The organism is Streptomyces sp. NPDC002838 (assembly GCF_040295365.1).
In the GTDB taxonomy this organism is placed as follows: Bacteria; Actinomycetota; Actinomycetes; order Streptomycetales; family Streptomycetaceae; genus Streptomyces.
In genome coordinates, this window is sequence record NZ_JBEOVF010000004.1 from 220040 (window position 1) to 240088 (window position 20049).

Sequence of the window (20049 nt, forward strand, 5' to 3'; positions counted from 1 at the left end):
CCGAACTACTGGCCGACCATGAGCGGGTGTTCGGTCCCGACCACCCCAACACCCTGATGGCTCGGAACAATCTCGCCTTCTGGCGGGGGGAGTCGGGGGATGCAGCCGGAGCCGCGGACGCCTTGACCGACCTGCTGCCCGACTTTCTGCGGGTGTTGGGTCCCGATCACCCCGACACCTTGACCACCCGGCGCAATCTCGCCTCCTGGCGGGGGAAGTCGGGGGATGCAGCCGGAGCCGCGGACGCCTTCGCCGAACTACTGGCCGACCATGAGCGGGTGTTCGGTCCCGACCACCCCGACACCCTGACCACGCGGAACAATCTCGCCTCCTGGCGGGGGAAGTCGGGCGGAATCAACGTCGCATAACGATCGTCTGCCGACACTCGGCACCGTGATGGGGCGACACACTGAAGGTCGCCGGGCTCGAACGGCTCTCCCGCTCGGTGCCGCACTACTTCGACAAGTCCACCGTCACCTACATCCGCGCTCGCGAAGGTATTTCCGGGGCTGTCGACACCCACGAGATCAGCCCCAGTGCCAGCGCCGGACGTTCGTGGAACAGGTGGCGGGCCTGACCGAGCCACGCCGCCGTTCCTCACCGGCGGCACGGTCGGCGATGCGGGCCGCCGCGATGGAACTCGGCGGGCGCCCGGGCCAGCGTCTGTGCGCGAAGCTGCGACTCCACGGCCGGCGGACCGCACTGCTGCGGCAACCGCTCGCCCCGCCCGTGCCGGCCCAGGCACCGCGGATACTGGGCATCGACGAGTTCGCGTTCCGCAAAGGGCGGACCTACGGCACCGTCCTCGTCGACGTCGAAAATTCCAGGCCTGTAGACGTCCTGCCTGACCGCGAGACCAGTTCGGTTGCCGCCTGGCTCCACGAGCACCCCGGCGCCGAGATCGTATGCCGTGACCGCCTGATGGCCTTCACCAAGGCAATCAAGCAGGCGGCCCCTGATGCCCTGGAAGTCGCCGATCGCTGGCACCTCTCCAAAACCTCTCGACGGCCGTGAAAACGTGCCGCCGACACCGTGCATGCCTGCGCCGACCTGCCACCACAGATGCCGGACCGCTGCCGACTGCCCCAGCGACTCCCCTCTTGGACCGCGTACGCCAACGCCACAGGGACGTCAACGAACTGGCCGCCACGGGGCTGTCCCTCAGCGCCATCGGCCGCCGCCTGCGACTGGACCGCAAGACGGTACGGCGATACCGGCACAGCGACCTTGATGACCTCCTCGCCTCGGCACGGGACCGGGGCGCAGGTCTCCTCGACCCGTTCACCAACTACGTGCAGCACCGTTTCCAGGCGGGCTGCACGAATTCGATGCAGCTCTACCGCGAGTTGATCGGTCTCGGCTATGCCGGCGGCTATCACGTCGTGAACCGCTACGTGATCACTATCAGGAAGGGCACCGCGGTCCCCACCCATACAGTGACGCCCAGCCCACGCATCATCACCTCATGGATCATGCGCCCGCAGGAGACACTCCGGCCCTCGGAGACCGCGCAGCTGGAAGCCGTACGGAACGCCTGCCCGGAGATCACCGCTGCCTGCGACCTCGCATGGGAGTTCACGGACATGGTCCGCCACCGTCAGGGCCACCGACTCCTGGACTGGATCCAGAAAGCCGAGGTGAGCGGTCCTGAGGCCATCGGTGTCTTCGCCGACTCCGTCCGTCAGGACCTCCCGGCCGTCACCGCTGGTCTCACCCTGTCCTACAGTTCCGGCGCCGTTGAGGGGCACGTCAACAGAATCAAGACGATCAAACGGCAGATGTACGGCCGAGCCTCCTTCACCCTGCTCAGAGCCCGCATCCTCCTGCAGCCGTAGCTATCACGGAAGCGCGGTCACAACCAATGGAAGCACTCAGTCATACTCGCTGTTGTGCTGTGACAGCGAACCTGAGTGTGTGTCATCGAAGTTCGATCGGGTCTCTCGCCGACGCGCGTACGTGCTGAGGCATGTGTCGCAACTGTGATGCCTGTCGTGTCGGTGGGAAGGAGAGTCCGTAACTTGGGGAGGCTGATATGGCGCATGATCGGATGGGACTGGCTGAGGTGCTGGCAGCGGCGGAGGATGCCGCGCCGGTGGGCTCCCTCGATGTGGTGGCCCGCAATCTACGCGACCGGTTCGGTGCGCGATATGTGTCGTTCCTGTTCGTCGACGTCGTCGGCCGACGCCTGCTGCGGGTCAGCGAGAAGGCGGCTGCGCAACAGGAGCGCCTCGCCGATCAGGTTCCCCTCGACGGCAGCGTCTACGACGAGGTGCTGCGTACCCAGAAGCTGGTGCAGGCGCCGGAGGGTGAGCAGGGGCAGCGGGTGCTCGCTCCTGTCACGAACCGCGGCGACACCATCGGTGTTCTGGAGTTGTTCCTTACCCAGGTCACGCAGGACGTGCTGGAGCAGGTCGAAGAGGCTGGGCACGCGCTGGCGTACATCATCGTCACCGACCGCCGGTTCACCGACCTCTACCACTGGGGCAATCGCACCACGTCGGTGAGCCTGGCCGCGGAGATCCAGCGCCAGCTCCTGCCCTCGGCCCCTTCCTGCGAGGCCGCCGAGTTCGCCCTCGCCGGCGCCCTGGTCCCGGCCTCCGACATCGCCGGTGACACCTACGACTACTCCCTCGACCATGACACCCTGCACCTGTCCATCACCGACGCCATGGGCCACGACGTCGACGCCTCGCTCATGGCCACCCTCCTGGTCAACGCCTCCCGCGGCGCCCGCCGCGCCGGGACGGACCTTGCCGAACAGGCCCGCCAGGCCCACCAGGCCCTCCTGGACCACGGCCGGCGGACCTTCGCCACCGGCCAGCTGGTGCGCATAGCCCTGGACGGGACCGGCGCCCAGCTCGTCAACGCCGGCCACCCCTGGCCACTACGGTTGCGCGACGGCACGGTCGAGGAACTGCACCTGGCCGTGAACCTGCCCTTCGGCGTTGCCGGGCAGGGCCCGTACCAGGTGCAGGACCTTGACCTGCGCCCCGGTGACCGCCTCGTGCTCTACACCGACGGCATGCAAGAACGCCAAGCGGAAACAGTCGACCTGGCTGGCCTCATCCGTGCTACCGCCGCCGAGCACCCGCGCGAGGTCGTGCGCGCTCTGGCCGCCGCGGTCACCGACGCCTACAACGGCCACCCGAGAGACGACGCCACCGTTCTGTGCCTGGACTGGCACGGCCCCCTTCCGGAGGCCGCCGCGCGAACGCCTGACCCAGCCGCGCAACTTCAACGCGCTCGACTTCGATGACGCCCTCAAACTTCGATGACACAGGACAGCTGCGACTGAGCGCGCTGCTTGGCCTTTCAGTACTCCAGTCGGCCAGTCGAGCGCACAGTCCTTCACTCCAGCAGTACGAGGAGGCCCCTTGCTCGACCGCCGGCATCTGTGGCCGACTCCGCCATGTGGCTCGCGTGCAAAGCTGGGTATGAGTTTTGTCCAGACGGGACGAGACGCGGAGGACGAATGCAGTGGGATCGGTTCGCGCAGCGGATGGCGTCGATGGCGCGGGATCTCCTGGCGCAGGATTCGGTCGATGCCACACTCCAGCGGATCACGGCATCGGCCACCGAGCTGGTGGACGGTTGCGACGCGGCCGGCATCCTGGTGCTGCAAGGCAACCAGGTGGAGACACTCGCCCCCACCGACCAGCTGGTCATCGACAGCCATCAGCTACAAGCGCGGCTGCGTGAAGGGCCGTGCTTCGATGCCGCCCACACCACGCAGGGAGAGCGGGTCTTCCGCATCGCCGACCTCACCACCGAGCAGCCGCGCTGGCCCGCCTACGCCCCGCAGGCCCACGCGATCGGCGTGGGCAGCATGATGGGCTTCGTGCTGTTCACCGACGACGAAGACCTCGGCGCGCTGAACTTGTACGCCCGCAAACCCGGCGCATTCACCGAGGCCAGCGAGCTGGCCGGGTGGCTGCTGGCCTCGCACGCGGCGGTCGCTTTCTCCAGCGCCCGCACCCACGCCCAGATGGAGCATTCCGTCGCCACCCGCCACGTCATCGGCGAGGCCATGGGCATCCTCATGGGCCGCCACCGCCTCACCGAAGAACAGGCGTTCGATGTGCTGCGCCGCTACTCACAGGAGAACAACATCAAGCTCCGTGAGGTCGCCCGACGGGTCTGCGAACAGGGCAGCCTCTCGTGACCTCGGGCGGGCGGCTCCCCCGGCTCCTTTCTGAACCAGAGGAACCTGAGCCGGGCCAGCCCCATGGGAACGCCGAACCCGGCCTGCGGACCAAGTCCCCCGTCTCGACCCGTCCACACCTGGTTCCTGGTCAGACGGTGGGGCCAGGAACCCGCCGCTGGGACGTGACCGGCTTCCTCGCCGCTCTCTTCGGTACTGATATGATCATGTACACGCCCAGATCCACTGATCTCTCCCCGCTTCAGTGGTCGGCCGACCAGAACGCTCAGCATGGCCAACTAGCGGGGCGTGACCGCGCTTCCGTGCCATGCCGGCCGAATGTCGTAGGGGGCGATGGGTATCTGGCGTGGCCCTCACGCAACAGCGGTCAGAACCAAGTGGCGTGCTCAGTCACAGGAGAAGTCGAGGGCAGCCCTCGGCGTTGAGGTGGCCGGGGTGCCGGTCTCGGAGAGGAGGCACGCGGAATCTGATCGATACCCCGGTACTGATCCAGCAAACGCGCAGGCGCCGACCGAGCCACAAACCGCGATCGCCCGTATAGGGGGTGTCAGCCCGACGCAGGCGCCGCAGCCTGCTCCCGGGCACGCGAATATGCCCCCGCCGCCTGGAGGTGGCCGAACAGAACTGGTCTCATGTACGTACAGCGAGGCAATTGGGCCCGTTCGACTCACTCTCAGGTGGGCAGAAATGACCAGGAGTGTTCAAGGGCTGGACGCCGAATGGTGGCCTAGGCCACAGTGTCAGACCCTTGGGGGACACTACTGTCATCGGGAAGCTACTGGGGGGTAGGGGCGCAGATGACCATTCAAGAGCAGAAGGCAGCCGAGTACGACGACATCATCACCGAGCTGTCGGAAGACGAGTTCCGCGCTGCCGCGTACGAGGCTCTGGACCGACTCGGCCTGACATACGCCCAACTGCGCGACATGGCCGAGCGCCGAAACTTTTCCACAGCGCAGGCCCAGGCGCTATGGGTATCCATCGGCGGCGCACTTGATCTCTGACAAGCTCCGCGACCAGACCATCCGGTTCGCGAACGAGATCAAAGCGCTCCTCAACGGCACCATCACCAACCACGTTCAGATCACGGCGGTCGCGCTCTCCAAAGGCGACGACCGCCTCTTCATTCTGGGCAACCGGCTCAGCAAGGAGACCCTGGACGCCGAACGGTTCCAAATCCGGCCGCGCGCACCGAAGACCGAGCTGTGAATGGACGTGAAATTCCAGCTGCGCCTGGACGCCGAGCGTGAGCACCTCATGGTCCAGCAGTCGTTCTTCGGCGTGTTCGGCTCGAAGGACGCCAAGCACGGTCTCTTCCACTACGACTACGAACGCGACAAGGCCGACGGCTACCCCGACGCTCACCTGCAAGTCGACGCCCGGTCCGCACTGTTCGAAATGCTCAACGACCCGAAGATCGATCCTGGCCGATCGCTGGCACAGCTGCACTTCCCCGTCGGCGGGAAGCGGTTCAGGCCTTGCCTCGAGGACGTCATCGAGTTCCTTGTCGTCGAGCGGCTCGTCCAAGCCCGCGACGGCTACGAGAAAATCTTGGAAGCGGGCCGGGAGGGCTTTCGGAAGAACCAGCTGATGGCGGCCATGCGTCGGGACCCGGCCACGGTGGAAGCGTTCATCGAACGCTACGGCAGCCGGGCGAAGGTGTAGGAGCAGGGGTCGGGCAGTGCGTGGCAGTGCGGCGCCCTCTCACACACGGCGGGAGAGCGCCGAGGAGGAGCCACCTCATGACCGCACCCCCCGCAGTTCCTTCGCGGCGAGCAGGACACGGCGCCCGTAGCGGTCCCCGCGCTCGATCGCCTCACCGGCCGCCTTTCCGGAGAGCTCCGGCGCTACAGCTTCTCGAAGAAGAACTCGTGCTTGAGGAAGGACGTGTCGTACTCGTGGCCGGGGTGCGGCGGTAGCAGTTGCGAGGCCTGGAACAGCCGCCAGCCGTCTTCCAGTGCCGCGAGGCCGGTCTTGTACGGCGGCTCGTCGCTGTCTCCGGTCGTCGGCCGGGTGCGGCCGGTGCCGTCATAGCGGGACCAGCCCACCACATCCGAGTCGAGTGCCGACGAGGCGAGGTAGAGCACCAGGACCTGCTGCTTCACGCGAGTCATGCGTGGCTCCTCAGGGCGGGTCGGTTACGGACGCGGGTGACCCAGTAGTCGATGTCGAACGTGTCGTCTCCGGTCAGCGCTCGCCACAGCAGCACCCGGTTGTGGATCTCCAGCCGGGCGGTGGCCGTCTCGTACCACGGGAAGTACGTGCCGAGTTCCGCCGTGACCGCGGGGTCGTGCAGGTCGGAGGTGTCCCAGAGGCGGACCTGCGGCACGGTCGGGTTGCAGCGGAGCTTGTACATGTAGCGCCGCCGTTCCGTGTCGTTGCGACGCCCGCTGTGCCAGATCCCGTGGTGCACCAGGACGACGGTGCCCGCCGGGCAGGCCAGCCTCGTCTGCCCGCGCAGGTTCTGGACGCGCCCGACGTCGGTCTCGTTGACGCGGCGCAGATGGCTCCCCGGCACGCTGAGGGTTCCGCCCATGGCGGGTGTCACTTCGTGGGGGTAGTACATGAGCTGGACGTCGAAGGCGTCCGGCCGCACGTCGATGATCGCGTCCGCGTGGAGTGCCTGGGCGTTGCCCTCGTGCGGCTCGCGCACATGCACGGCGTGATGGTCGACCGTGGGATGTGGACCGACGAGGCTCTCCAGAGCGCCGGCCACTTCGGGCAGCGCGAGCAGGCGGTGGATGAACGTGTCCTGCGCGAACGCCCCGGCCAACGGCGTGCCGTACGACACCTCGGGTATCCCCGTGGACAGGGCAGCGAGGGCGTCGTCGTTCAGCTCCTGAGGCACGACTCCGTCCAGACGCAGGAACCCCTGTGCCACAAAGCGGGCCATCTGGACCGATGTGAGCAGCTGTTTGGTGGTTGGCATACGGCGAACCTAAAGCGCGGATCCCTGGCGGGCGTAGGCTGTAATCACCGACTACTGGTCAGTTTCCACCGTGCACGGCGTGAGCCTCCCCGCGCCCGCCGTACCGCGCCTGCGGTACGCGCCGGACGGCCGTACTCCCCTGGGAGGGGCAGCGGTTCGGTCTGCGGTAGATAACTTGCCGACAGCTTCACCCCGTACCGTTGGAGCATGGATCTTCGATTGCCCGGACTGCGGGGGCGTATGCGGAGGCCGCGACGGTGGATTGCCGCCGCGGCCTCCGTCGTCGTCCTCGCCGGTGCCGGTACATGGACGGCCGTCGCCTCCGACGACGCGCCGCCGGTGCGCAGCACCGACCGGGTCATGGACATGGGCGGCGGGGTGCGTATCGACACCTCGTACTTCACCTCCTCCGCGGACGGCCGTCGTCCCGCCGTCCTCCTCGCCCACGGCTTCGGCGGCAGCAAGGACGACGTACGGCAGCAGGCACAGGACCTGGCCCGGGACGGGTACGCGGTGCTGACCTGGTCGGCCCGCAGCTTCGGCAGGTCGACCGGCAAGGTCGGGCTGAACGATCCCAAGGGCGAGGTCGCCGACGTCTCCAAGCTCATCGACTGGCTGGCCGAGCAGCCGCAGGTGCGGCTCGACAAGACCGGCGACCCGCGCGTGGGCGTCGCGGGCTCCTCGTACGGCGGCGCGGTCTCGCTGCTGGCCGCCGGGTACGACGACCGGGTGGACGCCATCGCCCCGGCGATCACGTACTGGAACCTCGCGGACGCCCTGTTCCCGAACGGCGTCTTCAAGAAGCTCTGGGCGGGCATCTTCGTCAACTCGGCGGGCGGCTGCGAGAAGTTCGAGCCCCAGCTCTGCCGGATGTACGAGCGGGTCGCCGAGTCCGGCACCCCGGACGCACAGGCCCGGCAGATGTTGGAGGAGCGCTCGCCGTCCGCCGTCGGCGACCGCATCAAGGTGCCCACGCTCCTTCTCCAGGGGCAGACCGACTCCCTCTTCCCGCTCGGCCAGGCCGACGCCGCCGCGAAGGCGATCCGTGCCAACGGCGCCCCGGTCGACGTCGACTGGATCGCGGGCGGCCACGACGGCGGCGACATGGAGGCGAGCCGCGTCCAGGGGCGCGTGCAGTCCTGGTTCGACCGGTATCTCAAGGACGACAAGAGTGCCGACACCGGCCCGGAGTTCCGGGTCACGCGCACCCTCGGCACCGGCAGCGGGGACGGCGAGACGCGGCTGAGCGGCGTGAGCGAGGACACGTACCCGGGCCTGGAGGGCGACCCGCGCTCGATCGCCCTCGCCGGGCGTGAGCAGAGCTTCGACAACCCGCCCGGCGCCAACCCGCCCGCCGTGTCCGCCCTGCCCGGCATCGGCGGCGCAGCCGGCGGCCTCGCCCAGCTGTCCACGCTCGGCATCGGGGTCTCGCTCGACTTCCCGGGCCAGTTCGCCGCGTTCGAGTCGGCGCCCATGACGGAGGAGGTGCAGATCACCGGCTCGCCGACGGTCACCGTCCACGTGAAGTCGACCAGCGACGACGCCGTGCTCTTCGCCAAGGTGTACGACGTCGGCCCCGGCGGCGGTCAGCAGGTGCTGCCCTCCCAGCTGGTCGAGCCCACCCGGGTGGAGGGCGCCAAGGCGGGCAAGGACGTCGAGATCACCCTGCCGGCGATCGACCACGAGGTCGACGACGGCCACCGCCTGCGTCTGGTCCTGGCCTCGACGGACCTCGGCTACGCCTCCCCGGCGACGCCGGCGACGTACACCGTCTCCCTGAAGGGCGACCTGAAGGTGCCGACGGCCCTCGGCGAGACGGACCAGGCGGCGCAGCTCTCCGCGTGGGTGTGGTGGCTGCCGCCCGTTGGTGCGGCGATCGCGCTGGCCCTGGTGCTGTCGGCCCGGCGCCGCACCGCGGCGCCCGCCCCCGACCCCGCGCTGGCCGAAGTCCCGCTCCAGATCACGGACCTGAGCAAGCGGTACGCCAAGTCGAACGACCGTTACGCGGTCCGGGACCTGTCCTTCCGCGTGGAGAAGGGCCAGGTGCTCGGCCTGCTCGGCCCGAACGGCGCGGGAAAGACGACGACCCTGCGCATGCTGATGGGCCTGATCAAGCCGGACGGCGGCGAGGTCCGCGTCTTCGGCCACGCGATCGCCCCCGGCGCCCCGGTGCTCTCCCGCGTCGGCGCCTTCGTCGAGGGCGCGGGCTTCCTCCCGCACCTGTCCGGCCGCGAGAACCTGGAGCTGTACTGGCGGGCCACCGGCCGCCCGCCCGAGGACGCCCACCTGGACGAGGCCCTGCAGATCGCCGGCCTCGGCGAGGCACTGGCCCGCGCGGTGCGCACGTACTCCCAGGGCATGCGACAGCGCCTCGCCATCGCCCAGGCCATGCTCGGCCTGCCGGACCTGCTGATCCTCGACGAGCCGACCAACGGCCTCGACCCGCCGCAGATCCGCGAGATGCGCGAGGTCGTGATCCGCTACGCGGCGGCCGGCCGCACGGTGATCGTCTCCAGCCACCTCCTCGCGGAGGTCGAACAGACCTGCACCCACCTGGTGGTCATGGACCACGGCCGGCTCGTCCAGGCGGGCCCGGTCGCTCAGATCATCGGCTCGGGCGACACGCTGCTGGTCGGCACGGCGACACCTGTGGACGAGCCCGTCGTCGACAAGGTCGCCGCGCTGCCCGGCGTGGCCTCGGCGGTCCGCACCGACGACGGTCTGGTGGTACGGCTCGACGCCGACGGCACCGCACGGCGTCTGGTCGCCGAACTCGTCCGGCTGGAAGTGCCCGTGGAGTCGGTGGGCCCGCACCGCCGCCTCGAAGACGCCTTCCTCACCCTGATCGGAGACTGAAGCATGAGCACGGTGACCGACCGCGCCAAGGCCGTCGAGGTCGCCGACGGCTACCGCGCGGGCCGTACGCTGCCCATCCGGGTCGAGCTGGTCCGGCAGTTGAAGCGGCGGCGCACGCTCGTCATGGGCGGCATCCTGTTCGCCCTGCCGTTCATCCTGCTCGTCGCCTTCCAGATCGGCGGCGAACCGGGCGGCGGCAACGAGGGCGTGAACCTCATGGACACGGCCACCGCGTCCGGGGCGAACTTCGCCGCGGTGAACCTCTTCGCCTCCGCGGGCTTCCTGCTCGTCGTGCCCGTCGCGCTGTTCTGCGGGGACACGGTCGCCTCGGAGGCCAGCTGGTCCTCCCTGCGCTATCTGCTCGCCGCTCCCGTGCCGCGCGCCCGCCTGCTGTGGTCCAAGCTGGTCGTCGGGCTCGGCCTGAGCCTCGCGGCGATGGTGCTGCTGCCGGTCGTCGCACTCGCTGTCGGCATGGCGGCGTACGGCACGGGCCCGCTGGAGCTGCCCACCGGCGGCACGCTGCCCTTCGGCACCGCGGCCGAGCGCCTGGCGATCACCGTGGCGTACCTCTTCGTGTCCCAACTGGTCACCGCGGCCCTGGCGTTCTGGCTGTCCACCAAGACGGACGCGCCGCTGGGCGCGGTCGGCGGCGCGGTGGGCCTGACCATCGTCGGCAACGTGCTGGACCAGGTGACGGCTCTCGGCGACTGGCGCGACTTCCTGCCCGCGCACTGGCAGTACGCCTGGCTCGACACCGTACAGCCGCAACTCGACTGGTCCCGCATGATCGAGGGCACGGCCCTGTCGGTAACGTACGCCCTCGTGCTGTTCGCCCTGGCCTTCCGGGGTTTCGCCCGCAAGGACGTGGTCTCCTAGGTCAACGGAGGATCACCTACCGGTCTCGACGGCCCCGCCGCGTGGCCGCTTCGAGACCCATCCGCAACGCTCCGTAGCGCACGTTCCGGCCCCCTGGCCCGTCACAGTCACAGATGTCGACGTCAACCCACCCAGGGGGCACGGAAGATGGAACGGTACCGAATACGACGCCTGCGCGGCGCCCTGCTCGCCCTCACCGCGGCGAGCGGCCTGCTGCTCACAGCATGCGGCGCGGGCGACACCGGCAGCGACAACAGCGGCGTGGACCGGGCGGACGGGGCGACCGGCTTCCCGGCCCCCCACTACAGCCGGGGCTCCGGCGAACAGGACACCGCCACCCCCGACGACGAGTCCCGCGGCATCGCCCCGTCTCCCGACTACCTCTCCACCTTCGCCCTCGACGTCGACACCGCCTCCTACGGCTACGCCCGCCGCACCCTCGCCGAGGGCCGGCGCCCCGCCCCCTCGACCGTCCGCCCCGAGGAGTTCGTCAACAGCTTCCGCCAGGACTACGAACGCCCCGACGGCAACGGCTTCTCGGTGACCGTCGACGGCGCCCGTACCGACGAGGAGGACTGGTCCCTGGTCCGCGTGGGCCTGGCCACCCGCTCAGCCACCGAGCACGGCGAACGCCCGCCCGCCGCCCTCACCTTCGTCATCGACATCTCCGGCTCCATGGCCGAACCCGGCCGCCTCGACCTCGCCCAGAACTCCCTCGGCGTGATGACGGACCGGCTGCGCGACGACGACTCCGTCGCCGTCGTCACCTTCAGCGACGAGGCCGAGACCGTCCTGCCGATGACCCGGCTCGACGGCAACCGGGACGAGATCCACGACGCGATCAACAGCCTGGAGCCGACGTACTCCACCAACCTCGGCGCGGGCGTGGAGACCGGCTACGCGACGGCCGTGGAGGGCCTGCGCGAGGGCGCCACCAACCGGGTCGTCCTGGTCTCCGACGCCCTCGCCAACGACGGCGACACCGACCCCGACTCCATCCTCGAACGCATCGACGGCGCCCGCCGCGAGCACGGCATCACCCTCTTCGGGGTCGGCGTCGGCAGCGACTACGGCGACGCCCTGATGGAACGCCTCGCCGACAAGGGCGACGGCCACACGGTCTACGTGTCCGGGGACGACGAGGCCGAGCAGGTCTTCTGCGAGCAGCTCCCGCGGAACATCGACCTCACCGCCCGCGACGCCAAGGCGCAGGTCGCCTTCGACCCGGAGACGGTCGCCGAGTTCCGTCTCGTCGGCTACGACAACCGCCGCGTCGCCGACGACGACTTCCGGGACGACCGTGTCGACGGCGGCGAGGTCGGCCCCGGTCACACGGTCACCGCCCTGTACGCCGTCCGCACCGAGCCCGGCGCCGAAGGCCACCTCGCCACCGCGACCGTCCGCTGGCAGGACCCCGAGACCCGCACCCCGCACGAGGAGTCCGGCCAACTGGAATCCGACTCCCTCGACGACTCCCTGTGGAGCGCGAGCCCCCGCCTCCAAGTCACCGCAGTGGCCGCCTACTTCGCCGACGCCCTGCGCAGGGGCGACGAACGCTGGGACTCCCTGCCGGGCGCCCCGTCCTTCCGCGAACTCGCCGGACGGGCGGACGACTTGGCGGACACCACCGAGGACGAGGCGGTACGCGGGCTCGCCGACACGATCCGCCGGGCGAGGCACCTCGGGCGATAAGGTCCCGCACGACTCACCTTCACGGCCGCCGGCCTGCGGCGAGATCAACTGCTCCGGAATGCCGGCAACGTGCCCTCACGGAACCAGCGGTACGCCGTGCGCGGGGCGTTCCCCTACACCCGCCTGCTGCCGGCCGCCGTACCCGGCGTCCGGAACGGGCGACTGGCCGGCGCAGACGGACGGCAACGCCCGCGCCAGCCCCTCCAGGTGCAGGAGGTCCAGCCGGTGGCCGTACGCGGATCGCGCGGCGGCGAGGGACAGCCGAGGCGCGCACGAGGGCTTGGCCCGCAGCCCCTGAGTCGTCCGCAACTCGGTGAGCACCTCTGTCGTGATGCGGTCCAGCTGCGGCCGAACCTCCTTCACCAGGTCCGGCCGCTCGGCGGGCCGCTGCTCGGGGTGTGCGTCCCAGCGCGCGTACAGCCCGCGCTGCACCAGCTTGTTGGCCTCTATCTGATCCCGGAAGACGGACTTCACAGCGTCCGGATCCAGCCCGAGCCCGACCGCACGGGCGGCCACGTCGTCCAGGATCTGCCGCTCGCGTACGGGGTCGTCGATCGGCTTGTCGGTGCCGTGCTTCGCCGCGGCCACCTTGTCGGCGAGCAACAGCCGCTCGGCGAACAACTCGGTCAGCGGGGCGAGTCCGGGCGCGACGGCGGCCGCGGGCGCGGGGGGCTGCGCGACCGCGGCCGCCGTACCGGACAGGACTACGACGGTGGAGGCACAGGCGGCTACCACGGCCGACCGGAGAAGTGAGGAACGCACGGGGTGTGTCCTTTCGTGGGGGGAATGCGGCGCGGGCCAACCGGGTGAACCCGCGAAACCAATTCTTATGCGTCGGGTTGATGAAGCGGTACGGCATGCGACGCCATGAGAAAGGAACGCCCAGTTACTCGATCGGGTCGAAACCGTACCGAGCAACGACTGACCGCCCAACGCACCAGCCTCCCGGCTGTGTCACGGCCGGCCTTGGACGTTCCCTTCCAAGGCCGGTTTTCCCAATTCTCCAAGCAGGAAGGCAATCACCTTGCGACAGACCCTGAGCAGGGGAGTTTTCGTGGCGGCCGCCGCCACGGGCATTCTGTCCCTCTACGGCAACCCCGCCTTCGCCGACACGGACTCGACAGCAGTCACCAAGGATTCCGGCGGCCTGCTGTCCGGGAACATCGTGCAGGTGCCGATCGAGGTACCGGTGAACGTGTGCGGCAACAGCATCAGCGTGATCGAGGTGATCGGCCACGCGTACGGCAACCTCTGCGTCAACAAGTCGTACGGCGACGACGGCTACGGCAAGAAGGAGGACACGCCCCCGGCGCCGCCGGCCGTGAGGAAGACGCCTCCGCCCGCCGACAAGGCCACTCCGCCTCCCACGCGCATCAGCGAGACGCATCGTCCCAAGACTCCGCCCACGCGGACCAGCGACGAGAAGCCGCCTGCGACCCAGCCTGGGAAGCCCTCCGAGAAGCCCGCCGAGAAGCCCGCCGGCGAGCCGCCGCAGCTGGCCGAGACCGGCAGCGAGACCAGCAGCGAGGCCCTGGCGGCGGCCTCGGCCGCCAGTGCCGTACTGATCGCGGGCGGAGCGCTGATGTACCGCCGCGGCCGCGCCGCTTCCTACCGGTAGCCGCGCCTGGGTGCCGGACGCGACCCGTCCGGCACCCGCCCCCACACCGGCCAACACGCACGACCATCACACGGGCGGGCCGCTGACGACTTGCTCCGTCAGCGGCCCGCCCGTTCGCGGCCGCGAGGCGGCCGCGCGGGGTTCTCCGTCAGCGGCGCACCGGCGACGGCGACTCGTCGCGGCTGCTGCCCCCGGGGGCGGGGACCGTCCCGCCCGCCGGGATCGTCCCGAGCCGGCGCCGTACCCCTCGCACGAGGGTCGCCGCCGTGAAGGTCGCGCCCTGGACGAAGCGCATGGCCGGGCCGAAGCCGGAGGCGGTCACCAGGCCCGCGAGGAACAGGCCGGGGTGGGAGGACTCGAAGGTGCGCCCGACCGCCGGGGAGCCGTCGGGCAGTGCCGCCATCGTCCCGCGCAGCTCAGGGGAGAGCAGTCCGAGCCGGTCGCAGCGCGCCCGGAACCCCGTGGCGGCGATGACGTGTTCGGTCTCCACGGTGCGCAGGGCGCCCTCGCGGCTCACCGTGTCCAGCCGTACGCCGCCCGGCACCGCACAGGCCGCGGCGACCTCGTGACCCGGCAGCAGCTCCACCACGCCCTCCACCCGGTCCCGCACCCACCACGCGCCCGCCGGCCCCAGTGCCGTGGTCGCGATGCGTGCCCGGGTCGGTTCCGGCAGACGCCGGAAGAGGCCGGGGCGCTCGGAGTAGAACCAGTTCCGCCAGCCGGGGCCGAGCCCGCTGTGCGGAGAGCGAACCGACTGCCACCAGGGGCGTTCCCAGGGCGGCGGCACATCGTTCCACCGCAGCCGCTCCGCCCGCGCCAGCACCCGTACGCGCGTGCCCTGTTCGGCGAGCAGCGCCGCGGTCTCCAGGGCCGCCTGGCCACCGCCGATGACCGTGACGTCCTTGCCGCGGAAGCGGTCCAGGTCGCTGTGGTGGCTGCTGTGCGTCACCAGCGCGGGGTGCAGCCCGCGCAGGGTCGGCGGTACCTCGACGAACGGCATCACACCGACCGCCAGCGCCACCGTCCGTGCCTGCAGCTCCTCCCCGTCCTCGGTGACCACCGCGAAACCGCCGGGGCCGGGCGCCACGCGGGTCACGACGCGCTCGTCCACCTCCGGTACGGCGTGGCGCGCGAACCACAGGCCGTACGCCGCGAACGCCTCGACCGGAATCGGCTTCGCGTGACGTGCTGTCAGGCCCTGCTCCGCGCAGTAGGCGTCCAGGCGCCAGCGCCCGTCCGGATCGGAGAGGTTGGACGCCCATGGCTCCGACTTCAGGAACATGCCGCGGGGCATGTTGTCCCGCCAGGACGCCATGGGCCGGCCGAACACGCGCAGATTCAGCCCGGCGGCCGCGGCGTGGGACGCGATCGACAGGCCGTACGGGCCTGCGCCCACCACCAGAAGGTCGTACATCGTCAACTGCTCGCTTTCTCGTTGTCGGTAAAGGAGGGCGAGGTCGCCCGGGGGATCAGGCGTGGCGCCGACGCCGCCGCCGTCGTCGTGCCCAACCGCTCCCGCAGCCGCTGGGACACATGACGGCACCACATGGCCCACATCGCCCATCCGGGAACGCGGTCGTCCGGGGCGTACCAGGCCAGTTCGCGCCCGCTCGGCGCCGGACGCAGGGCGGCGAGCGGCGCGTAGTTCTCCACCACGAACGCCCGTCCGACCCTCGGGGTCCCGTCCGGCAGCGGGCGGCCCGTCAGGTCCAGGTGCAGGGCCCGTACGACGTCCAGCCCCGCGCTGTCCGCGAAGAGCCGGAACTGGGCGCCGGGGCGCGGGTTGAAGTCGAGCAGGTGGTAGTGGCCCGTCGAGCCGCAGCGGCGGAAGTCGAGGTCGAAGATGCCGCGGTAGCCCAGCTCGCCGGCGAGCCGCTCGGCCAGCGCCTGCACCTGCGTGTTGGGGGTCCAGCAGCCCACCGCGGTCAGTCCCGCTCCCCGCGGCCAGGCCAGCTGCTTGCGGCCCGGCCCGCCCGCGCGCACGGCGCCCGAGTGGTCGGCGTAGCCGTGGAAGAACCAGTCCCGGTTCTCTCCCGGTGGCAGGTACGCCTGCAGCAGCAGTCGGCTGCCCGCCTCCTCGGTGCGCTGGTACAGCTCCTGGGCCTGCGGTACGGAGTGCACCAGCACCGTGCTGCGCAGCCCGCCGCCGGCGGGCAGCAGCCAGGGCCGGCTCCACTTCGCCACCAGCGGCAGCCCGAGCCGCCGTACGTCGTCGGCGACCCGCGCCGGACTGTCCGGGACCAGCGTCACCGGGTGCGGGACGCCCGCGGACGCGCACACGGCGGCCAGTTCCGCCTTGTCGGCGACGCGTTCGGCCAGCGTGCCCGGCATCGTCGGCAGCAGGTAGGAGGGGGCGAGTTCGTCCCGCGTCCGGCCCACGGCGATCGCGCTCGCGTCGTCCAGCGGGACCAGGACGGCGGGACGCGCGATCCGCTCGGCCACGCGGCGCAGCACGGCGAGGATGTCCTCCGGGGACGCTCCCGGGGGCGGCGGGGGATGCATCTGACGTACGTAACGTGACGTGTGGACGGGACTTCTCGCCGAATCGGCGACGACATGCACCTCCACTCCCGCCCTGCCGAGCGAACGCACGGCCCCCAGCGTTCCGTGGTGAAAGGGATTCCGGTCGATCCGCAGCAAAACGGCGGGGACGCGGGTGTCAAGAAGCGACACGAATTCTCCTCCTTCTTTCGGATCGGCTCACCCGCACGGGCGAGCGCAGCACTCGAAAGCCCCAACGGCAATGGCGCCATTGGCTTTTCTGTGCCTGACTTCATATGACTGCTCGTCAATAAGCAGAACTGAGGCAGAAGGCCGGACGAGAGCGAAGAAAGGAGCAGGCATGGCCCCACAGCACAAGCGGGTCCGGGTCGGCTGGCTGGCCGCGGGCGCGGTGGCGGTCGCCGCGTCGGTCGCCCTGGTGTCCGGTCTCCCGGCGGGGGTGGACGTGGTGCCACCCGACGATGCTCGCCCTCCGGTGCCGACCCCGGTGCCGGCCCCGGCGACCAGCCCGGCGACCAGCCCGGTGCCGGGCCAGGCACCGGGCAAGGAGGTCCCGGCCTTCGGAGCCTTCCTCAAGTCCGACGCCCGGGGCGTGACCCGCATGGCACTGTTCAGCCAGTGGCTGGGCGGTGCCGAGCTCCGCGTCGGCCACACCTATCTGCCCGGCCACCGCTGGAGCGACATCGAGGGTGCCCCCGGGTTCCTCGACGTGTGGGCGCACTGGCGCAACGAGAAGGCCGACCGGACGCTCGTCCTCAACGTCCCCATGCAGGAGCGCAACGAGGAGGGTGTCTCCGACGAGGAGGTCCGGCAGCTGGTGCGGCAGGGCGCGGCCGGGAAGTTCGATCATCACTTCCGTGCCCTCGCCGAGCGGCTGGTGGAGCTGAAGGTGCCGGACACGGTCCTCGTGCTCGGCTGGGAGATGAACGGCACCACGTACACCCATCGCTGCGGGCCGGACCCGGAGGCCTGGAAGAAGTACTGGAACAGGATCGTCACCACCATGCGTTCGGTGCCGGGCCAGAAGTTCCGGTTCGATTTCACGCCGACCCGCGGCCGGGACGCCATTCCCTGGACGAAGTGCTATCCGGGAGACGACACGGTCGACGTCATCGGCATGGATTCCTACGACCAGCCGGCCGGGATGTCCTTCGACGAGCAGGTGAAAGAGCCCTACGGGCTGCAGGCACATGTGGATTTCGCGAAGGCCCACGGCAAACCCATCTCGTATCCGGAATGGGGACTCTTCCGCAACGGTGACAATCCCGAGTACATGCGGCGCATGCTCGAGTGGATCGAGGAGCACAGGCCGCTCTACAACACGCTGACCGACTACTGCCCGCACGGTGTCTGGCAGTGCGGGGCCAACCCCAAGTCGTCCCACCTCTACCGGTCCGCCCTCCTCGGCCGCACCGACGAGGCGACCCCGACCCCGACCCCCACACCGAACCCGACCACGCCCACCCCACCGACGCCCCCGGCGGACTGCACGCCGCTGGAACTGGGCAGCTGGGTGGAGTACTGGCTCGGCGGGCAGCTCTGCTTCCGCTTCGACTGGTCGTAGCGCACCCGTCGGCGCACCGCCCGGCCCGGCCACCGCCGTCATCGCACATCGGCGGCGGTGGCCGGGCCGGGCACCGACGCGGCGGGGACGGGATCGTCGTCCTGGCCGGGCTTCCTCGGCCGCGCCAGCAGGGCCAGACCGCCCAGCAGCCCGCCCGCGCTCGTGCCCACCAGAGCGGTCACCGTCGATGACGCGGACGTCGGCTCGGTCGGCTTCACCGCCCGCGAGAACTGCACGAGCCGGACCTGGGTGTTGCCGCTGGTGTCGTCCGCGTGCCGGGTCAGCGCGCGGGAGACCGCGTTGGCCATGTCGACGGCGAGGCCGGGGCGCGCGGAGGTGGCCGAGACGGCGACCATCGGCGCGTCCGGCGAGGTCGCCGTGCGCACGCTGTGCCGCAGTGTGCGCACCGGCACGCCCGCCCACACCTGCGCGTCCCCGAGCACCGCGAGCTGCGTGGCGACCCGGCCGTACGCCTGCGCGAAACCGAGGGCGGAGTCCGGGCCGGGGCTGGACTTCGCGGTCGGTACGGCGATGACGTAGCTGGTGGCCGTGTACGTCGGGGGTGTGAGCACGCCGTACGCGCCGCCCAGCAGGCCCCCGACGAGGGTGCCGGCCGCGAGCACGGACCAGGACGGCAGCCTCCTGACACGGGCCAGGGACAGACGGCGCTGACGGGTCGGGGTGTCGGTCATGACGGGCTGGCTCCCAGAGGTGACAGAGGTGAGAGGGACGAAGGCGAACCGGAGACCGCAGCCGCGTACACGTCCATCAGGCGCGCCGCGCTGCGGGTGATGCTGTGGCGGTGCGCGGCCTCCGGTGCCGTGCGCGGCCGGGGACCCGCCGCGCGGACCTCGGCGATCGCGCGGGCGTACGCTTCGTGGCCGCCGCGCACACGCCGGGCGCCGGCGGCGGCCGACGGCAGGTCCTCGATCGCCGGGCAGGAGGCGTAGAGCACGGGCAGGCCCGAGGCCAGCGCCTCCACGGCCGCCAGGCCGAAGGCCTCCTCCGGGGACGGGGACGCGAGCAGGTCCATCGCGGCGGTGAGCGAGGGCAGGTCGGGGCCGGGGGAGCCGTCGGCGACGTAGGGACGTTCGCCGGTGAACAGGACGCGGTCGGCCACGCCCGCCTCGTGCGCCGTGCGGCGCAGGACGTGCTCCTCGGGGCCGCCGCCCACCAGCAGCAGCCAGTGGTCCTCCGGGAGCCGGGTGAGCGCGTGGACGAGGACGTCGAACCGCTTGCCCCGGGCGAGCCGGCCGACGCCCCCGACGACCCACGCGCCCTCCGGCAGGCCGAGGCGCCGGCGGGTGCGCTCGCGCCGCTCCGGGTCGAAGCGGAAGCGGTCGAGGTCGATGCCGTTCGGGACGACCTCGATGCGGGGCGCGGGCACGCCCCAGCGCTTCAGACGCTCGGCCACCGCCGAGGAGACGGCGACCGTCGCCGAACCGAGCCGCTCGCTGGCGAGGTACAGCGCACGCACCCCTGCCGTCAGCCTGCGGCCCTCCATCTGCGAGTCGCCCAGGGAGTGTTCGGTGGCGACGACCGCGCGGACCCCGGCGAGGCGTGCGGCGAGCCGGCCGTAGACGCAGGCCCGGTACAAGTGCGTGTGCACCAGGTCGTAGCCGCCGGCCCGGATCAGCCGGACCAGGCGCGGGAGCGCCGCCAGGTCGCGGTTGCCGCCCATGCCGAGATGTACGACGCGGACGCCGTCGGCGGTGAGCCCCTCGGCGACCGCACCGGGGTTGGTGAGCGTCACGACGTCGCAGTCGACGGGCAGATGACGCAGCAGCAGGCGCAGTTGCTGCTCGGCCCCGCCGACGCCGAGGCCGGTGATGATGTGCAGAGCCCTCATC

At 70.7% G+C, this 20049-nt stretch carries 20 protein-coding genes; 13 read left to right on the forward strand and 7 right to left on the reverse strand.

The window, feature by feature from the left end; translation table 11 throughout:
* The 8 genes from ABT063_RS08005 to ABT063_RS08040 form a co-directional block, all read left to right on the forward strand.
* The coding region (locus ABT063_RS08005; protein ID WP_351056340.1) for a tetratricopeptide repeat protein at positions 1 to 368 on the forward strand (368 nt) is incomplete at its 5' end.
* 196 nt (positions 369 to 564) lie between these two features.
* Positions 565 to 1014 (forward strand): transposase, encoded by a 450-nt coding sequence (locus ABT063_RS08010; RefSeq protein ID WP_351056341.1) that lies wholly within the window; start codon positions 565 to 567, stop codon positions 1012 to 1014.
* 86 nt (positions 1015 to 1100) lie between these two features.
* The gene (locus ABT063_RS08015) at positions 1101 to 1835 is read left to right on the forward strand and encodes a transposase (protein ID WP_351056342.1); all 735 of its coding nucleotides are present in this window, start codon (positions 1101 to 1103) and stop codon (positions 1833 to 1835) included.
* A gap of 197 nt (positions 1836 to 2032) precedes the next feature.
* A complete protein-coding gene (locus ABT063_RS08020; protein ID WP_351056343.1) occupies positions 2033 to 3256 on the forward strand; it encodes a PP2C family protein-serine/threonine phosphatase in 1224 nt (407 codons plus the stop codon).
* Positions 3257 to 3472: 216 nt separating this feature from the next.
* On the forward strand, positions 3473 to 4162 hold the full coding sequence (locus ABT063_RS08025; RefSeq protein ID WP_351056344.1) for a GAF and ANTAR domain-containing protein: 690 nt from the start codon (positions 3473 to 3475) through the stop codon (positions 4160 to 4162).
* Between the two features lie 797 nt (positions 4163 to 4959).
* Positions 4960 to 5166, forward strand: a complete 207-nt coding sequence (locus ABT063_RS08030; protein ID WP_351056345.1) for a hypothetical protein — start codon at positions 4960 to 4962, stop codon at positions 5164 to 5166.
* On the forward strand, positions 5156 to 5371 hold the full coding sequence (locus ABT063_RS08035) for a hypothetical protein (RefSeq protein WP_351056346.1): 216 nt from the start codon (positions 5156 to 5158) through the stop codon (positions 5369 to 5371). The genes ABT063_RS08030 and ABT063_RS08035 overlap by 11 nt, the downstream gene beginning before the upstream one ends.
* On the forward strand, positions 5372 to 5827 hold the full coding sequence (locus ABT063_RS08040; protein WP_351056347.1) for a hypothetical protein: 456 nt from the start codon (positions 5372 to 5374) through the stop codon (positions 5825 to 5827).
* A gap of 182 nt (positions 5828 to 6009) precedes the next feature.
* On the opposite strand, the gene ABT063_RS08045 is transcribed toward ABT063_RS08040, so the two are convergent.
* Positions 6010 to 6267, reverse strand: coding sequence for a hypothetical protein (locus ABT063_RS08045; RefSeq protein ID WP_351056463.1), 258 nt, complete (start codon positions 6265 to 6267; stop codon positions 6010 to 6012).
* Positions 6268 to 6272: 5 nt separating this feature from the next.
* A complete protein-coding gene (locus ABT063_RS08050) occupies positions 6273 to 7091 on the reverse strand; it encodes a phytanoyl-CoA dioxygenase family protein (protein WP_351056348.1) in 819 nt (272 codons plus the stop codon).
* A 207-nt stretch (positions 7092 to 7298) separates the two neighbouring features.
* Here ABT063_RS08050 and ABT063_RS08055 point away from each other — a divergent pair, with 207 nt between their 5' ends.
* The 3 genes from ABT063_RS08055 to ABT063_RS08065 all read left to right on the forward strand — a co-directional run bounded on the left by ABT063_RS08055 (position 7299) and on the right by ABT063_RS08065 (position 12515).
* On the forward strand, positions 7299 to 9947 hold the full coding sequence (locus ABT063_RS08055; protein WP_351056349.1) for an alpha/beta fold hydrolase: 2649 nt from the start codon (positions 7299 to 7301) through the stop codon (positions 9945 to 9947).
* 3 nt (positions 9948 to 9950) lie between these two features.
* Positions 9951 to 10823, forward strand: a complete 873-nt coding sequence (locus ABT063_RS08060; RefSeq protein ID WP_351056350.1) for an ABC transporter permease — start codon at positions 9951 to 9953, stop codon at positions 10821 to 10823.
* Between the two features lie 147 nt (positions 10824 to 10970).
* Entirely contained in the window at positions 10971 to 12515 is a 1545-nt protein-coding gene (locus ABT063_RS08065; RefSeq protein WP_351056351.1) for a vWA domain-containing protein, read from the forward strand.
* Positions 12516 to 12590: 75 nt separating this feature from the next.
* On the opposite strand, the gene ABT063_RS08070 is transcribed toward ABT063_RS08065, so the two are convergent.
* Complete coding sequence (locus tag ABT063_RS08070; protein ID WP_351056352.1) at positions 12591 to 13277, reverse strand: chorismate mutase; 687 nt, start codon at positions 13275 to 13277, stop codon at positions 12591 to 12593.
* A 262-nt stretch (positions 13278 to 13539) separates the two neighbouring features.
* On the opposite strand from ABT063_RS08070, the gene ABT063_RS08075 reads away from it, so the two are divergent.
* Entirely contained in the window at positions 13540 to 14133 is a 594-nt protein-coding gene (locus tag ABT063_RS08075) for a chaplin (RefSeq protein ID WP_351056353.1), read from the forward strand.
* A gap of 148 nt (positions 14134 to 14281) precedes the next feature.
* On the opposite strand, the gene ABT063_RS08080 is transcribed toward ABT063_RS08075, so the two are convergent.
* Positions 14282 to 15547, reverse strand: coding sequence for an NAD(P)-binding domain-containing protein (locus ABT063_RS08080; protein WP_351056354.1), 1266 nt, complete (start codon positions 15545 to 15547; stop codon positions 14282 to 14284).
* Positions 15548 to 15549: 2 nt separating this feature from the next.
* Positions 15550 to 16806 (reverse strand): carboxylate--amine ligase, encoded by a 1257-nt coding sequence (locus tag ABT063_RS08085; protein ID WP_351056355.1) that lies wholly within the window; start codon positions 16804 to 16806, stop codon positions 15550 to 15552.
* A 169-nt stretch (positions 16807 to 16975) separates the two neighbouring features.
* Here ABT063_RS08085 and ABT063_RS08090 point away from each other — a divergent pair, with 169 nt between their 5' ends.
* Positions 16976 to 18199 (forward strand): glycoside hydrolase family 26 protein, encoded by a 1224-nt coding sequence (locus tag ABT063_RS08090; RefSeq protein WP_351056356.1) that lies wholly within the window; start codon positions 16976 to 16978, stop codon positions 18197 to 18199.
* 38 nt (positions 18200 to 18237) lie between these two features.
* Here ABT063_RS08090 and ABT063_RS08095 read toward each other — a convergent pair whose 3' ends face one another.
* Entirely contained in the window at positions 18238 to 18891 is a 654-nt protein-coding gene (locus ABT063_RS08095) for a YveK family protein (RefSeq protein WP_351056357.1), read from the reverse strand.
* Positions 18888 to 20048 (reverse strand): glycosyltransferase, encoded by a 1161-nt coding sequence (locus ABT063_RS08100; protein WP_351056358.1) that lies wholly within the window; start codon positions 20046 to 20048, stop codon positions 18888 to 18890. The genes ABT063_RS08095 and ABT063_RS08100 overlap by 4 nt, the downstream gene beginning before the upstream one ends.
* Between the last annotated feature and the right edge of the window lies 1 nt (position 20049).

Excerpts from the sequence above, each read along its gene's own strand:
- ABT063_RS08065 (WP_351056351.1), top strand. The coding sequence starts at position 10,971 with ATGGAACGGTACCGAATACGACGCCTGCGCGGCGCCCTGCTCGCCCTC.
- ABT063_RS08060 (WP_351056350.1), top strand. The coding sequence starts at position 9,951 with ATGAGCACGGTGACCGACCGCGCCAAGGCCGTCGAGGTCGCCGACGGC.
- ABT063_RS08080 (WP_351056354.1), bottom strand. The coding sequence starts at position 15,547 with ATGTACGACCTTCTGGTGGTGGGCGCAGGCCCGTACGGCCTGTCGATC.
- ABT063_RS08100 (WP_351056358.1), bottom strand. The coding sequence starts at position 20,048 with ATGAGGGCTCTGCACATCATCACCGGCCTCGGCGTCGGCGGGGCCGAG.
- ABT063_RS08095 (WP_351056357.1), bottom strand. The coding sequence starts at position 18,891 with ATGACCGACACCCCGACCCGTCAGCGCCGTCTGTCCCTGGCCCGTGTC.
- ABT063_RS08040 (WP_351056347.1), top strand. The coding sequence starts at position 5,372 with ATGGACGTGAAATTCCAGCTGCGCCTGGACGCCGAGCGTGAGCACCTC.
- ABT063_RS08025 (WP_351056344.1), top strand. The coding sequence starts at position 3,473 with ATGCAGTGGGATCGGTTCGCGCAGCGGATGGCGTCGATGGCGCGGGAT.
- ABT063_RS08050 (WP_351056348.1), bottom strand. The coding sequence starts at position 7,091 with ATGCCAACCACCAAACAGCTGCTCACATCGGTCCAGATGGCCCGCTTT.
- ABT063_RS08020 (WP_351056343.1), top strand. The coding sequence starts at position 2,033 with ATGGCGCATGATCGGATGGGACTGGCTGAGGTGCTGGCAGCGGCGGAG.
- ABT063_RS08090 (WP_351056356.1), top strand. The coding sequence starts at position 16,976 with ATGGCCCCACAGCACAAGCGGGTCCGGGTCGGCTGGCTGGCCGCGGGC.
- ABT063_RS08030 (WP_351056345.1), top strand. The coding sequence starts at position 4,960 with ATGACCATTCAAGAGCAGAAGGCAGCCGAGTACGACGACATCATCACC.
- ABT063_RS08055 (WP_351056349.1), top strand. The coding sequence starts at position 7,299 with ATGGATCTTCGATTGCCCGGACTGCGGGGGCGTATGCGGAGGCCGCGA.